At 56.1% G+C, this 14,070-nt stretch carries 14 protein-coding genes; 10 read left to right on the top strand and 4 right to left on the bottom strand.

Annotated features, from left to right (window positions below; all coding sequences use genetic code 11):
- Nucleotides 1-466 precede the first annotated feature (466 nt).
- The 4 genes from KZZ06_RS17225 to KZZ06_RS17210 form a co-directional block, all read right to left on the bottom strand.
- The gene (locus tag KZZ06_RS17225) at nt 467-673 is read right to left on the bottom strand and encodes a hypothetical protein (protein WP_089423413.1); all 207 of its coding nucleotides are present in this window, start codon (nt 671-673) and stop codon (nt 467-469) included.
- A 360-nt stretch (nt 674-1,033) separates the two neighbouring features.
- Nucleotides 1,034-1,759, bottom strand: a complete 726-nt coding sequence (locus KZZ06_RS22750; RefSeq protein WP_368858723.1) for an SH3 domain-containing protein — start codon at nt 1,757-1,759, stop codon at nt 1,034-1,036.
- Between the two features lie 585 nt (nt 1,760-2,344).
- The gene (locus KZZ06_RS17215) at nt 2,345-3,274 is read right to left on the bottom strand and encodes a DUF2493 domain-containing protein (RefSeq protein WP_089423415.1); all 930 of its coding nucleotides are present in this window, start codon (nt 3,272-3,274) and stop codon (nt 2,345-2,347) included.
- A gap of 946 nt (nt 3,275-4,220) precedes the next feature.
- Nucleotides 4,221-4,904 (bottom strand): DUF1989 domain-containing protein, encoded by a 684-nt coding sequence (locus KZZ06_RS17210; RefSeq protein WP_039965787.1) that lies wholly within the window; start codon nt 4,902-4,904, stop codon nt 4,221-4,223.
- A gap of 306 nt (nt 4,905-5,210) precedes the next feature.
- Between KZZ06_RS17210 and KZZ06_RS17205 the strand changes: the two genes are divergently transcribed.
- The 10 genes from KZZ06_RS17205 to KZZ06_RS17160 all read left to right on the top strand — a co-directional run bounded on the left by KZZ06_RS17205 (nt 5,211) and on the right by KZZ06_RS17160 (nt 13,964).
- On the top strand, nt 5,211-5,948 hold the full coding sequence (locus KZZ06_RS17205) for a BtpA/SgcQ family protein (protein ID WP_009808104.1): 738 nt from the start codon (nt 5,211-5,213) through the stop codon (nt 5,946-5,948).
- Between the two features lie 12 nt (nt 5,949-5,960).
- Entirely contained in the window at nt 5,961-6,581 is a 621-nt protein-coding gene (locus tag KZZ06_RS17200) for a phosphoribosyltransferase family protein (protein ID WP_009808105.1), read from the top strand.
- A gap of 52 nt (nt 6,582-6,633) precedes the next feature.
- Nucleotides 6,634-7,566 (top strand): ribose-phosphate pyrophosphokinase, encoded by a 933-nt coding sequence (locus KZZ06_RS17195; RefSeq protein WP_219581301.1) that lies wholly within the window; start codon nt 6,634-6,636, stop codon nt 7,564-7,566.
- A gap of 73 nt (nt 7,567-7,639) precedes the next feature.
- Nucleotides 7,640-8,524, top strand: coding sequence for a LysR family transcriptional regulator (locus KZZ06_RS17190; protein ID WP_009808107.1), 885 nt, complete (start codon nt 7,640-7,642; stop codon nt 8,522-8,524).
- A 147-nt stretch (nt 8,525-8,671) separates the two neighbouring features.
- Nucleotides 8,672-9,811 (top strand): PotD/PotF family extracellular solute-binding protein, encoded by a 1,140-nt coding sequence (locus KZZ06_RS17185; RefSeq protein WP_219581300.1) that lies wholly within the window; start codon nt 8,672-8,674, stop codon nt 9,809-9,811.
- 71 nt (nt 9,812-9,882) lie between these two features.
- A complete protein-coding gene (locus KZZ06_RS17180) occupies nt 9,883-10,746 on the top strand; it encodes an ABC transporter permease (protein WP_219581299.1) in 864 nt (287 codons plus the stop codon).
- Nucleotides 10,743-11,543 carry an ABC transporter permease gene (locus tag KZZ06_RS17175; protein ID WP_219581298.1) on the top strand — a complete coding sequence of 267 codons (801 nt, stop codon included), beginning with the start codon at nt 10,743-10,745 and terminating at the stop codon, nt 11,541-11,543. Before KZZ06_RS17180 ends, KZZ06_RS17175 begins: the two co-directional genes overlap by 4 nt.
- The gene (locus KZZ06_RS17170) at nt 11,540-12,625 is read left to right on the top strand and encodes an ABC transporter ATP-binding protein (protein WP_219581297.1); all 1,086 of its coding nucleotides are present in this window, start codon (nt 11,540-11,542) and stop codon (nt 12,623-12,625) included. The genes KZZ06_RS17175 and KZZ06_RS17170 overlap by 4 nt, the downstream gene beginning before the upstream one ends.
- 5 nt (nt 12,626-12,630) lie before the next feature.
- Complete coding sequence (locus KZZ06_RS17165; RefSeq protein ID WP_219581296.1) at nt 12,631-13,524, top strand: polysaccharide deacetylase; 894 nt, start codon at nt 12,631-12,633, stop codon at nt 13,522-13,524.
- Nucleotides 13,521-13,964 carry a nucleoside deaminase gene (locus KZZ06_RS17160; RefSeq protein ID WP_009808113.1) on the top strand — a complete coding sequence of 148 codons (444 nt, stop codon included), beginning with the start codon at nt 13,521-13,523 and terminating at the stop codon, nt 13,962-13,964. The genes KZZ06_RS17165 and KZZ06_RS17160 overlap by 4 nt, the downstream gene beginning before the upstream one ends.
- Nucleotides 13,965-14,070 lie beyond the last annotated feature (106 nt).

Genomic DNA, 14,070 nt, shown 5'->3' with positions numbered 1-14,070 from the left:
GGCAGCCTTGTATTCCGTTTAACGCCGAGCACCGCAGGTGCGAGGCCGCGCCCGAGAGGGCGCCAACCAACACCAGCCACAGGCTCTAACATGGGCCGCTCTCAACAGTGTCCGCGCCTGATGTCTGTCTGAACATGTAATGTTCGGACGGAAACGAAGGGGCGGGACAAACCCCCAGCGACGGGGCTGACAGACAGGGTCAAGGGAGGCCAGAATTGGCGTGCCAATTCTCTGCCGCAAAAACCTGAAGGCATCGCCGATCGGTTTTTGGGGATGGCCCCCTTGAGGCTGGCTGGCGGCTCTGTCACCGCGCAGGGTCAAATACAACAGGAACCATCAGGACTGCATTGCAGTCCTGTCACCCGGAACCGTGACCGCGGCCTATGGCAGAGGTCTCAACGGACCGCACAGCGATCTCTGGAACAGAGATAGGGCCGCCTAACGGCGACCCATCCTCGGGGAGGATTTACTCTTGGGGTTCCTTTGAGCTTGGTGGGAACATCACCAGCTCTTGGACGCCGACGGGGAAGTCGAGCTTGAGGCTGAAGAACTCCGAGCCATCCCCGTTGCGGGTGTTGCGAAACATGGCGCCGACGCGTTGGAAGCGGGTGCGCTCCTGGCCTTCGCCATCGGTGTATTTGACGGGAACTGTTGCGACGTAGTGGTTGGTCATTTTAGTCTCTCCTTTTTGCGATGAGGATCAAAAAGCACGGGGCATCAGGACCGGTCGCAAGCGCAAATGCGGAGGGTCCGCGCCACAGGCGTGGAAGCCGTATTTGTGCTTGCCGGAGCGCAGCGTAGGGAACGGCCGGTCCGACCCCATGCGATCCACATCAATGAGCAAAAAGAAGAGACCAAAATGTTTGCCCCCACATCGCAGTCGCCACGGTTCTCGTTGATCTCGATGGAGGTGAAAGTCGGGTGCGCTCTGATGCAACGTGTTGAGGTTTGGTCTGTCGCGCGCATCGAAAGGCAGGGCGGTTGTTCAGCCTCGGGCGAAGATCAATTTCTCGGTGTTGAGATGGTTGTGATGTTATCCGCACCAAGCTTGAGGACGCGGAGGACAGCTGGTCCGGCCGCACCGGTATGGCACGGCCAGTCCTTCCCCAACTAGAGTGCGTCCAACATCCTGACCGTCTACGAACAGCGATCCACATAGGCGTCCAAAGTTACAACGGTCAGTACCTTCGGTTCCGGGCCTGCACGAACATGCCACGCGTTCAAATTCTATCGATACCGCATTCCGCACCAGTTGGCTCAAACGCGCCGTTGCGCGTTCCCCGACCTGACGCTCTGCAGCGCAGGAAGGCCGCCACGTCTCAGGAGCATTGAATCCGACAAGGCGTACGTTCGCCGGCAGCCCGCGAATATCGACGGTATCACCGTCGATGATCCGCACATCGCTTGAACGGAGGGTCCGATCCTGTGCTGTAGGTTGCGCCACGGCCGGCCCATTGAGAGACAAGAAGCTGGAGGACATCCAGCCGGTTCCCAAGTCAGACCTAATTTGCGCCCATTGTCCTTGGTCACGAAGCAGTTGAACCTGTGTGCCTTCAACCAGAACGCCCATGACCCGATCAGACGTGGACGGCCCGTCCCGTTGATTGACCCGTGTCCCCGTCACATAGACGTAAGTTCCGCTCGTCGTTTGCGGTGCGGACGTCGCTAGTGGGCTGTAGGATGTGGATCGCGATGATGTTGTATCGGACAAAGATCCAATCAGCGCGAAGAACGCCACCGCAATAACGAGCGGCACCATGATTTGTCGCTGAGCCCTACGGACCGCCCGCCGCGGTGCAGTGATTGCACGGGTTACAGACATCGGTCGGGTTTTTGGTTGGTAAGATTTGGTGCTGCGCTTCGGAGCCGGACGCGGAGGGCGTTCGTTGGCCTGAGATGAGGTCCGCGATGATGGCTCACGTTCCAACTTCAGGGCTTTATGCAGGCTGGCATATTGGGCCTTACTCAGACGTGTTTCGGTTCCGTACTGCTGAAACCGCGCGGCCATGTTCGTGAGAAACGACACCTCCCAATCGTTCGCCTGCCCAGACTGCAAACGCGCATCAATGCGCGATTGAATCTCTTTGGTGCGGTCTGGAGAAAAGGGCATCGACTGAAAAACCTGCGCGCATGATATGCTGTCCAACAAAAGTCATTTGTGGCGCGGACACAATAGACAGGGATTACATTGAGATAAGGTCAAGCTAATCGCAAAACGGGAAAATCGCACATCCACCGTCATGACCTAAATGAACCCTTGCTGCAGACCATCAACGTGAATCTGAACTTGGACCCATGCTTTTGAGAACGAAGGAAGGGCCACCCGAAGGTGACCCTCTCTGACTTATGCTTCTGCCTTCTCCTTCGCTGGATCCGCGACTCGCATCACCGTCAGACCCTTCGCTTCGGCTTTCTGGCCGAGGTTCAGTGCGACCCCGTTGCCTCCAAAGAGGACAACTCCCGTAGCGGCGAACTTATCGTCCAGCATCTCATCGTTGCACTTGAAGGGTGCCGCGCGTCCGTGTGCGGACCAGCGCGGATCAAAGCGCGCTTGATTGATACCCCGCGCACGTGCCCACCGGGCCGCGATCATTTCCGCCCCATGCTTGCCGCCTTTGTGGCAGAGGAAGATATCTTGATTGCGGTTTTGCTTAATGCGGTCGCGCACCTTATCGAGTGTCTGGAAGATGACATCGATATCTGTCCAATCGGTTGCACCAGAGACGATCAGCGGCACACCTTCGACTTTCGACTTGGCGGCAGTTTCCCGATCATGCTGCTCCAGAAGCTGCTTGGCCTCGAAGACGGCTCCCGTCTCTTGCGCCCGAACGCTGGCGCGCGATCCCGCTGCCGGGATGAAGGCATTTCCTGTCTCTACCTCGTAGCACTCTGCAGCGGCCTCCCCCATCGTCTCGATGGCATCCACGATCTCGCGCAATTGCACGAAGCGCGCTTGCGCCTCTTCCAGTGCGGTCTCTGCGATCTCTGATCCATCGTGGCATTTTGCCAATGCGCCGATCTTATCGGCTGTGCGGTCGACTTCCTTACCGAGGGCAACCTTGCGGCGCTGCAGGATTGTCGCCAACCCGTGCGCGAGAGGTTCGATCTCTCCTTCAAGTCCGGTATTCCGCAATTGCCCGAGCAGGGTCTCGAAGGCTTCGCGGATGATGCTGTCTTTCAGGATATCGTCCTGCGGGATTGGCAGGTGTGCATCTTTCTCCGTCAGGCCGAAGAGTTCGATTGTCTCGTATGTTGTCGCTTGATCGTAGGCCATGGGTTCATCTCCAATGTTTGAGTTTGATGACCACCACGTGAGTGTGGGGGCATGGCCGATTTCTGGTTCACCGAATCTGTTCGGGTCAGGGACGGCGTAGCCGCCAGCTTGCTGGGCGCAAAAGTTTTCCAAGCGCCGCTGCTCACAACAAGCGCACCCTCACGCGCGCGACTGACCCCCCCACACAGCCAACTCTCGCCGAAAAGTTTTGCGATCCTTGAGGCGGGCTGATTTGGGGGCCATCCGGAGGATATGCTTCCATACTCATGTGTGTGTGTTTTGACGCAAGGTTTGCCCGACGCGAGCAGGCAAGCGGTGGGAGTGGGACACGCAGGCGGGTGCAGCGGCGGGATCGTTTTGCCTCGGCAAAACAGACCAGAGCGAAGACCGCAGGCGTGGCCGAGACCCGCCGTGCTCGCGAGACGGGCAAACCGGGACCCACAGTGCGACATCGCGGTAAGGCCGCATGGCCGCATGCGCGACGGACCGCAGGGCCGTTCTCACCTGTGACACGCGAAGCCGAGCAGGTGAGGCCGTTAGGTATTGCGTCAGGGGTTCAGTTGATTGGCGAGCACGTCGGAGCGGACTTTGAAATTCTATCGCTAAAGGTCAACAGCGCGGGACTTTGCCGACATTGATGTTTAGCCATGTTGCTGGCGCAGCATTCATTCGCTCTTGCAGCACAGCCATCGCTGCGTTGCGGCCCAAGCCGCCAGAGCGGACATTCAGAATGCGTCAAGCTCCAGGAGTCTGCTACACTGCTGCATGACCGAGGTGAGCCCATCGTTCCAAGTGCTGAACCTTGCGCGAGCAACCTCTAAGCGTCGCCTGTTCCAGCTATGCAAGCGCCATCGGAGCTGAGATCTATCGCCGTAAGCTCTTGACACAATGACAGCGCAACTTCAGCGACGGCATTAATCAACTCCTTTTGAATTGGTCGGATGCGTTAGGTGCCTGTGACGTAGAACTCCAGAATGTCTGGCGCGACACCCACGCCGTTGACCGGCGTGACATCTTGAGGGCAAGCCGACATCACGGCGATGACGTCCATATCGGCGCGAAAGGCCATTTGATCACCCGGCTTTGACACTGGCGGCGCGAAACTGGTGCTTCCGTCAGCCTTCACAGGTACGTTCATCCAAAGATTGAAAGGGGCGGGAATAGCAGGCGCTTTGAGGCCGATGGCCATCAGCGCCTGTCGAAGATTATCAGCACAATTATCGTGATATACCGTACAGCCCAATTGCTGGTACCGGGCATGATCGCAGCACGCAATGATCGTGTCGTGCACACCAACCGATGTGTCTTCCATGATTGTCATCAATGGGCGACGCAGGTTGGAGGTCACACCGTCACCTACTTTAGGGAAGATCGAGCCTAATGCGGTGTGCAAATGCTCCATCGAAGAATACTCGCCCACATCATCTGCTGCAAATACCCAGAAATCGCACACTTGATGGCCGCTGGGGTTTATTACTGCCAGCTGCTGCCCTGCGCGGACACGCACCGCCACACCGCATCGCGCGTCGATCGTGTAGGTGTGGTTCATTTTAGGTGTACCGTCAGCGGAAATAGCAATCTCAAGACTGCGGTTCGTACCATCAGGACTAGAGGGGTCGAACGATGCCATTGGCAGGGGCTTTCATGGATTATGTATAGACACTTGCATTGCGTCGGCGAGGGACCATGCACAAAGGAGAATAGACAACTCTCAGCACATTGGAATGAACCAAACGCGCACCTTCACTAAGACGTTCTGGCGATCAGCCCCCTTGCGTGGTCCAGTTTGATATTCCTTGGTTTGCAGGACCGCCGGCGGTCTCTTAGCAATTCACTTTCTTCATTTCCAAATCATATGAACGAATAAGCACAATAAATTTTCTAAATCCCACTGCCAATGGTAGCGTCCCAGCAACAACCGAGATTGAGAATTGAGATGGATCGAAACGACTTTAAACAGAATTTTGGCGCAACTGGTCCAGTTATCCTTCCTGTAATTCATGTCCTTGACAGCGAACAGGCAGAGCAAAACATCAAAACAGCGGTTGCTGGCGGTTGCTCGGGCGTTTTTCTGATCAACCATGACTTCGAGAAGGAGAAGCTGGTCCCAATCATCAAGGAGATGCGGCAGGCGTTCCCCGATATCTGGCTTGGCGTAAATTTCCTCGCCGTGACCGGCAAATACGCCTTCCCCATTCTCGGGGAACTGCAAAAAAATGGGTGCAAGGTCGATGGCTACTGGGCCGACGACGCACGTATGGATGAACGCCGCGCGGAGCATGATCAGCCCGAAGCAGATGAGATCGACGCAATCCGCGACTCCAGCGGTTGGACCGGGCTCTATATCGGCGGCACCGCGTTCAAAAAGCAGCGAGACGTCGATCCAGCACAGTATGGCAAAAGCGCGCGCATCGCGACGAATTACATGGACGTCGTTGTAACCTCCGGCGTGGCGACCGGTCATGCAGCCGACGTGAGCAAGATCGACACATTCCGCGAGCATTGCGGCGACACTGCGCTTGGCCTTGCATCCGGCATCACACCTGAAAACGCAGCACAATACGCAGATGCGGTAGACCTTTTCATGGTCGCGACCGGCATCAACCATGACGGCGATTTCTACAATATCGATCCTGAGCGCCTGAAGCGGCTCATGGACCTCACACAGACATAAGGGAGAGAAAAGATGGCTCAAGACAAAGGACCCAGATACGATCGTTGGTACTTTTCGCTGATGGCACCGAACACCAAAGGCGACAAGTTTGCATGGCTCGATCCGACTTCGATCTACATCAATGGCAAAGCGTATCATGATTTGCTTGACGACCTTGTTGCCGATCTAGATGCCGATGAGATTGACGTCATCGCTGGCCTCGATGCGATGGGCTTCGTCTTGGCGGCGGGCATTGCGGCCCGTATCGGAAAAGGATTTCTGCCCATTCGCAAACCCGGAAAGCTCTGCGTGGACACAGACAGCGCGTCTATGACCAACTACTCGGGTCAAACCCAGTCGATGGAAATGCGCCTGCCGGCCTTTGCACCGGGAACGCGGGTGTTGTTGGTGGATCAGTGGGTCGAAACGGGCGGCACGATGCATGGTGCTGTCCAGCTGGTTGAGCAGCAAAAGGGCACGGTTGCAGGCATGGTGGCGATTGTCATGGAAGAGAATGACAACACAAAGTCCTACCGGGAAAAATACAAGGTCGTCACCGCGATCCAGCCCGGCACCGAATGGCAGCGTCAGGCAAACGCGCAATACCTTGAAAGCTTCAAGACTTACAAACCCGAGATGGCGTTCCCAATTTAGGGGACTTATCTGGCGCACATCATCACACACTCACTCACGAGGGGCTCGACAGATGAAATTGATCTGTGGAAATAGTAACCGTCCGCTTGCCGAAGCGATTGCCGCGCATATGCGTGTCCCTCTGGCAGAGTGCAATGTGCGCCGGTTTGCTGATGAAGAAGTCTTTGTTGAAGTACAGGAAAACGTGCGGGGAGATGATGTCTATGTCATTCAATCCACCTCCTATCCCGCCAACGACAACCTGATGGAACTGCTGGTGCTTATCGACGCGCTGCGCCGATCCTCCGCCGGGCGCATCACCGCTGTGATCCCTTATTTTGGCTACGCACGACAGGATCGCAAATCAGCACCCAGAACGCCGATCACAGCGAAGCTGGTTGCGAATATGATAACTCAGGCGGGTGCACATCGGGTTCTGACAATGGATCTGCACGCAGGGCAAATTCAGGGATTTTTCGACATCCCTACGGACAATCTTTATGCGGTGCCGGAAATCGTCCGGGATATCGAAAAGCAGAAGGACCGAGACAATGTGATGGTCGTCTCACCAGACGTGGGGGGCGTAGTGCGCGCCCGCGCCTTGGCGAAACGTATCTCGACTGGCCTGGCAATCGTGGACAAGCGCCGCGACAAGCCCGGCTCGTCTGAGGTGATGAACATCATCGGGGACGTTTCAGGCAAGTCATGTATGTTGGTCGACGACATCATCGACTCTGGCGGTACACTTTGTAGTGCTGCAACGGCCCTTTTGGAAAGCGGAGCCGCAGAGGTTTCTGCCTATATCACCCATGGTGTTTTATCCGGCAAAGCAGTCGACAGGATCAACGCTTCTGATCTATCGTCCTTGGTTATCACCGACACAATTGGCGCAACCGACACGGTCACTGCATCATCGAAAATCCGCGAGATTTCAATTGCGCCGATGTTCGCCAAGGCCATCACGCGTATCGCCAATGGAGAATCTGTCAGCGTGTTGTTCGAATAGAGGGTGACCAAGCGGATTACATAAAGCAAATTTATCGTTGCCCGCGCCTGATTTTCAGCACTAATGTTTTTGTATGGGCGCGGTCAACCTTTCAACAGAGCTCCTGAGAGCCTTCATCACCGTGATTGAAGTGGCAAGCTTCACGCGCGCGGCCGAGATACTCGGCCGGACACAACCGGCGATCAGCCTTCAAGTGAAGCGCTTGGAAGAAGCTGTTGGCTATCCGCTTATTGCGCGGAAAGGCAAAGAGATCTCGCTGACGGAACGGGGTGAGGCCCTGGCAATACATGCGCGTCAGATCCTCCGCCTGAACGATCTGGCGATGGCAGAATTTGAGCAACGTGATCCTGCTGCAAGATTGCGGGTCGGGTTGCCTGTGGACTATGCAGTAAACACCCTGCAAGCCTGCCTGACAGATGTCGTCCGACAATTCCCGGATACACAGATCGAAATTCGATGTGACCTGTCAAAGCATCTGCTGATGGCAATGCGCAGCAACGAAATCGACATCGCCGTGGCGCTGTTTGACGGTGACGACCAACAGTTTTTGTTCCGCAACTGGAAGGAACAACCAACATGGGTTGGTGCCAACGCATTCGAAATCCCGGAAAACACCGATATCCCTCTCGTCGCTCATCCCTATGGCTGTGTTTACCGCGATCGCATGGCCACTGCTTTGAAGTTGGCAGGAAAGAGTTGGCGCATAGCCTACTCCAGCCCCGGCATTGGCGGCGTTCAACGTGCGGTCCAGGATGGCCTTGGCCTTTCTTGCCTCACCGCTCCGACGGTCCAAAGCGGTATGCGCACGTTCTCTGAACAAGACGGCCTGCCGGTTCTCGCCCCTTTGCACATCGGGCTTTTCGCACGACAGGCTCAGTTGGGCGCAGGCGGATACGCTGCCATGGATGCCATGATCAACACCTTGGAGCAGCGTTCTTCGAGTGCCGTTGATGCATAACCGCTCATTATATGAGCATATCAACGATAAATTTCCCAGAAGTCCTGTTTTACCATACCATTTAAAAAAAATCGGACTGAACACTATGGTTCAGCGAAAAATCAAATGCTCTTTTGCTGGGAAAGAGCGACCAAATGGGAGACACAAATGTACAGACCGACCGTAACTTCATCACTATTTGGCTTGAACCGCCGCCAGCTTCTGAAAGCCGGCGGTGCAGCCGTTTTGACAACACCTTTTGTCAGCCGCGCTTGGGCTGCGACGACTGAGATCAACATGCTCGCCTGGTACGGTCATGGTGAGCCAGACGTTGTTGCCGAATACGAAGAAGCCAACAATGTGAAGTTCGTGCCAAAGTACTACGCTGGTGGCGACAACATGCTGGCACTGATCGCGCAATCGCCTCCTGGTACCTACGATCTGATCCTGTCGGACGCTGAATTTGTGCAGCAATTGAACGCAGCTGGCTACATCGAAGAAATGAACGCGGCAGATTATCCGCTGGATGACATGCTGCATGAAGACTTCTCGCAGTTCCCCGGCCACTGGGCAGACGGCAAGATGTACTCCATGATCCTGCGCGGTGGCCATCTGGGCGTGTCCTACAACAAGAATTCCGTGACCGAGGAAGAAGCCCAAAGCTATGCCTGCTTCTGGAAGCCAGAACTTGAAGGCAAAGTGGGCCATTTCGACTGGCATCTGCCCACGCTGGGCATGATGAGCCTTTATGACGGCAACGGCGCAGGCCTTTGGGACCTGAACGACGACCAATGGGCGAAGGTGCAAGAAACCACGATGAGCCTGCGCAAACAGGTTGGCGGCTTCTTTGACTATGGCGGCACGTTCAACGGCCTCAAGAACGGTGAGATGCAGGCGATGTGCGGCATCGGCGACTGGATCACCGGCGTTCTGGAAAAAGACGGCGCGCCCGTGGCCTCCGTGATCCCGAAGGAGGGCGGCATCCAGTTCACCGAAAGCTATTCCATCGGCAAGGGCAGCGAAAAAGCGGATGAAGCCAAGAAGTTCATCCAGTACATGATGTCTCCTGCTGGTCAGGTGAAGTCTGCTCAGATGGCAGCCTACCCTGGTTTCTGCGTCACCAAAGCGGGCCGCGCGGCCCTGATCGAGGCGGATATGGCGGAAGCCAAGCGTTCGCATCAGATTGATGGTGATTCGCAGGATCCGATCACGCTGATCAAGGAAGGCCGGATTCACTACCGCGACATCCCCCAGCAGCAGACGCTGGAGGACTGGAACGACTTCTGGTCCGAGTACAAGAGCGCCTGATCTGACGGCCTAAAGACACCAAAGCGGGCGGCCCTGTGGCCGCCCCTTTTTCCCAGACACGCGAAAGTCCCATGTCATCCAATCCTGAACAACGCCCAAACCTTTATGCGCTGACCTGGCGGCTGCCGATCATCTTCTGGCAGCTGATCTTCTTTGTCGGGCCGGTCCTGTTCATGGTCGCGATGTCGTTCTTCCTGGTAAAGAACTACCGCATGACCGAAGCGTTCGAGTTCGTGAACTGGTCACGGATGCTGACGCGAGGCTTCTTCTGGGACAGCTATTGGTACACGATAGGCATCGCCACGCTGTCCACTGTCTGCGCGATGTGCATCGCCTTTCCCGCTGCCTTTGCACTGGCCTTCCGCGCTTCTGAAAGCACCCAACGCTGGGCGATTTTCCTGCTGATCATTCCGTTTTTCACCAGCTATCTGGTACGCACCTTTTCATGGTTCGTTATCCTGTCCGAAAGCGGCGTGGTCAATGCCATGTTGGGTTATGTCGGCCTGGGCCCCTACACGATGCTGAACACGAACTTCGGCACGCTGGTGGGCTACATGACCCTGACGCTGCCTCTGGTCGTCATCCTGCAAACCGTCACGATGGCGAACATCGACAAGAACCTGATTGAGGCCGCGCGCAATCTGGGCTGTTCGCCCCTGCGCACGATCTGGCAAGTGATCATTCCGCTGTCCAAGACCGGGCTGATTATCGCCGCGATCTTCTGCTTTATTCTGTCCTTTGGTGACTTTGTCGCACCCTTCTATCTGGGCGGATCGCAGGAACCGACCCTGCCGATCTTGATCCTTGATACCACCAAGTCCGGCCAGCAATGGCCTCGCGCGGCCGTTGTTGCGATCATGATGATGGTCACGCTCTTCGCCATCGCGTTCACCGGCATTGCTTTGGCCTACCGCAAAGGGAAGGGCGCCAAATGAAACAGAGCCGCACCCTGAACGTGATCCTTGGTCTTTACGTTGTCCTGATCTTTGCCTTCGTGTTCGCGCCGATCATCTTCAGCATGATCTTCTCATTCAACTCGCAGCGCTTCCCAACAATCCCGTTAGGTGAGTTTTCAACCGAATGGTATGCAAAGGTACTTGCCGATCCCGACATCTGGAAAGCGGCCCGCAACAGCCTGATCGTCTCCTGCTCAACAGCCGTGATCGCGACATTTCTGGGGTTCTGCACCGCCTATTCCGACTTTCGCTACAATTTTCGCTTCAAGGGCCCCTACCTTGCGCTGATCCTGCTGCCGCCCACGATTCCATTGATCATCATGGCGCTGGCGATGCTTGCCTGGTTGTCCAAGATCGGCATGTCCGGGCAGCTTTATTCGATCATCATCGCGCACAGCGTGCTAACCGCCCCTTTCGCGATGGCCGTGATCCGGTTGCGCCTGAACCAGATGGACCCGGACCTAGAATCAGCCGCATGGAACCTTGGCGGCTCTGAATGGCAGACCATGCGGCATGTGATTGTGCCGTTCTGCAAGCCTGCCATTTTCTCAAGCCTATTCTTGACGGCGGCCGTATCTTTCGACGAATTTGCCGTTTCCTGGTTTGTCTCCGGGCTGAACTCTACGTTACCCGTAGTCGTTTTGGAAATTGTTCAGGGCAATATTGACCCTCAGGTCAATGCCATCGGGACTTTCGTATTCCTTACCTCAATGACGCTGGTTGTGCTGGCACAGCTCTTCTTCGCCAGCCGCCAAATTAAGGGCATGCACGCATGAGCAAACCGTTGGTCGTCTTTGACAAAGTCCAAAAGCACTTCGGCGATTTCGTCGCCGTAAAAGAGCTGGATTTCGAAATCCGCGAAGGCGAGTTTCTGGCGATCATGGGGCCGTCCGGCTGCGGCAAAACTACGACCTTGCGCATGCTGGCCGGTCTAGAGGCACCAACCTTCGGTGAAATCCGATTGAACGACCGCGTGATGAATGACGTTGCCCCCCATGAGCGCGACACGCCGCTGGTCTGGCAATCGCTGGCGCTGTTTCCGTTCCTGACGGCGCGCGAAAACGTCGAATTTGGTCTCAAAATGCGCGGCGTTGACAAGGCGGAACGCAAAGAGCGTGCGTTCAAATGGCTCGACAAGATGGGAATTCTCGAATTTGAGAACCGCCATATTTCGACCTTGTCAGGTGGTCAAAAGCAGCGCGTCGCATTGGCCCGTTCACTGGTGATGGAGCCACAAATCCTGCTTCTGGACGAACCGCTATCAGCTCTGGATGCGCATTTGGTCATCCGCATGCAGGCTGTGCTCACTGACCTTCAGCGCGAGTTGGGGATTACATTCGTCTATGTGACCCACTCGCAATCCGAAGCCTTTGCCATGGCAGACCGCGTCATCATTATGGGCAAGGGCGAGATCGGCCAAATCGGCACACCCAAGGAAATCTATCGTGCGCCTGCGAACCAGTTTGTCGCCGAGTTTGTGGGTCGCAACAATATTCTGGCGGGCAAAGTCAAATCTGTTGACGGCGGCACGGCCCGGATCACGACACCTTCTGGTGAATTCACCGTGCCCACGAACGAGGTGAATTTGGTCAAAGACCACAACGCCAGCTTCGTGATCTCCGCCGATCTGGTGCACATCGCAACCGAGGAACCCGACGGTGGGAACAAGGCCTATTGCAAGCTGATCTCTGAGGAATTTGTCGGCTCCATGGTCACCCTGTTTCTGGAAGACGCGCAGGGCCACGAGTTCAAGGTCCAGATGCAGGAACGCGAATTGTCCAAGTTCGATCTGCATTCGGGCGATGAGATCTGGCTGTCCTGGGACACCCAAAGCGCCCATGTGTTGAACGAAAGCTGACCGAGGTGCTTCGAAACCCCATTCCTTGGCCAAATGGCGCCAAATGTGCCGTGGCAATCACCTTTGACATGGATGCGGACAGCCTGATCCATATCGCTAAGCCTGAGGACAGCCATGACCGGCTCTATCCCATCTCGATGGGCCGCTATGGTCCTTTGGTTGCACTGCCCCGCATCCTCGACACCTATCGTCGTTTGGGGCTGAAACAATCGTTCTTCATCCCTGGCTGGTGCCTTGAAACCTACCCGGATGTGGCCGAGGCGATCCTGAAAGATGGCCATGAGATCGGGCATCACGGCTACTTGCACGAGGATCCTATCAAGACACGAGGAGAGCAGCGCGAGTGGTTCGAGCGCACGCTCGATGCGCATTTGCGCATTTGCGGGCAAAAGCCTCGTGGCTACCGTGCACCGGTCTACAATATCACTCACGAAGTCGTCGATCTGATGATCGAGCACGGAATGCGCTATGACAGTTCAATGATGGCTGACGACATCCCCTATCGTTTGGATACCGAGGGCGGGTCTCTCTACGAAATGCCCGTACATTGGGGGACCGACGATTGGCCACCTTTCGCACATTACGACGAGATTGGGTACATGATGCCGGTGCGCGGGCCGTCTCAGGGCTTGGCCGGGTTCTGGGAGGAGTTCGAGGCGCAGTACGACGCCGGTGGTTTCTTCATGCTGATCATCCACCCATTCCTGACCGGGCGATTGGCCCGTTGGAAACAGGTCGAAGCATGGATTGCCAAAACACAGGAAACCAAAGACGTCTGGTTTGCCACCCTTGACGAAATTGCCGATCATATGGACCATTTGCAGAAGGACGGCATCTGGACGCCAAGCGTTGAGCGGCTGCCCTATTATGACGGGCCAATCCTGGGGGACACCACATGAACGCTGACGACACACGCCTGCTGCGCATTGCTTACGAGGAGGCCAAAGCCGGGTTTGACGAAGGCGGGTGCCCGATAGGTTCAGTGCTGGCGCGCGGTGGAGAGGTTGTAGCACAGGGGCGCAATCAGCGGGTGCAAAAAGGCGACCCGATTGCCCACGGCGAGATGGATGCATTGCGCAAGGCCGGCCGCCAGAAGACTTATCGCGACACCACGCTCTATACCTCGCTTAGCCCATGCATGATGTGCACCGGGACAATCATTCAGTTCGGTATCCCGCGCGTGGTGATCGGTGAAAACAAAAACTTTGGTGGCAACGAAGAGTTCTTGCGCTCGAAGGGCGTTGAAGTGATCGTCGCAGATGACCCGGATTGCATCGCTCTGATGCGTAGGTTTATCGATGAAGAGCCGGAACTATGGGCTGAGGACATCGCAGAGTAATTGCGTCCTGCACGCAACCTCCCTGGTCAATAAGTCTTGGAAATTCGATGTGCCGGGCCCGCCTTCGGACAGATTGGTTCCCGATACTGTTGGAGAAAGCGAGCTA

It is taken from the genome of Sulfitobacter sp. CW3, assembly GCF_019392245.1.
GTDB lineage: Bacteria > Pseudomonadota > Alphaproteobacteria > Rhodobacterales > Rhodobacteraceae > Sulfitobacter.
Note: the sequence above shows the minus strand (reverse complement) of the source record. Positions and strands in the feature narration are given on the sequence as shown.

What these genes read in the sequence shown, in the direction of transcription:
- KZZ06_RS17210 (WP_039965787.1), bottom strand. Translation starts at nt 4,904, where the DNA reads ATGGCATCGTTCGACCCCTCTAGTCCTGATGGTACGAACCGCAGTCTT.
- KZZ06_RS17195 (WP_219581301.1), top strand. Translation starts at nt 6,634, where the DNA reads ATGAAATTGATCTGTGGAAATAGTAACCGTCCGCTTGCCGAAGCGATT.
- KZZ06_RS17180 (WP_219581299.1), top strand. Translation starts at nt 9,883, where the DNA reads ATGTCATCCAATCCTGAACAACGCCCAAACCTTTATGCGCTGACCTGG.
- KZZ06_RS17200 (WP_009808105.1), top strand. Translation starts at nt 5,961, where the DNA reads ATGGCTCAAGACAAAGGACCCAGATACGATCGTTGGTACTTTTCGCTG.
- KZZ06_RS17175 (WP_219581298.1), top strand. Translation starts at nt 10,743, where the DNA reads ATGAAACAGAGCCGCACCCTGAACGTGATCCTTGGTCTTTACGTTGTC.
- KZZ06_RS17185 (WP_219581300.1), top strand. Translation starts at nt 8,672, where the DNA reads ATGTACAGACCGACCGTAACTTCATCACTATTTGGCTTGAACCGCCGC.
- KZZ06_RS17215 (WP_089423415.1), bottom strand. Translation starts at nt 3,274, where the DNA reads ATGGCCTACGATCAAGCGACAACATACGAGACAATCGAACTCTTCGGC.
- KZZ06_RS22750 (WP_368858723.1), bottom strand. Translation starts at nt 1,759, where the DNA reads ATGGTGCCGCTCGTTATTGCGGTGGCGTTCTTCGCGCTGATTGGATCT.
- KZZ06_RS17170 (WP_219581297.1), top strand. Translation starts at nt 11,540, where the DNA reads ATGAGCAAACCGTTGGTCGTCTTTGACAAAGTCCAAAAGCACTTCGGC.
- KZZ06_RS17190 (WP_009808107.1), top strand. Translation starts at nt 7,640, where the DNA reads ATGGGCGCGGTCAACCTTTCAACAGAGCTCCTGAGAGCCTTCATCACC.
- KZZ06_RS17205 (WP_009808104.1), top strand. Translation starts at nt 5,211, where the DNA reads ATGGATCGAAACGACTTTAAACAGAATTTTGGCGCAACTGGTCCAGTT.
- KZZ06_RS17225 (WP_089423413.1), bottom strand. Translation starts at nt 673, where the DNA reads ATGACCAACCACTACGTCGCAACAGTTCCCGTCAAATACACCGATGGC.
- KZZ06_RS17160 (WP_009808113.1), top strand. Translation starts at nt 13,521, where the DNA reads ATGAACGCTGACGACACACGCCTGCTGCGCATTGCTTACGAGGAGGCC.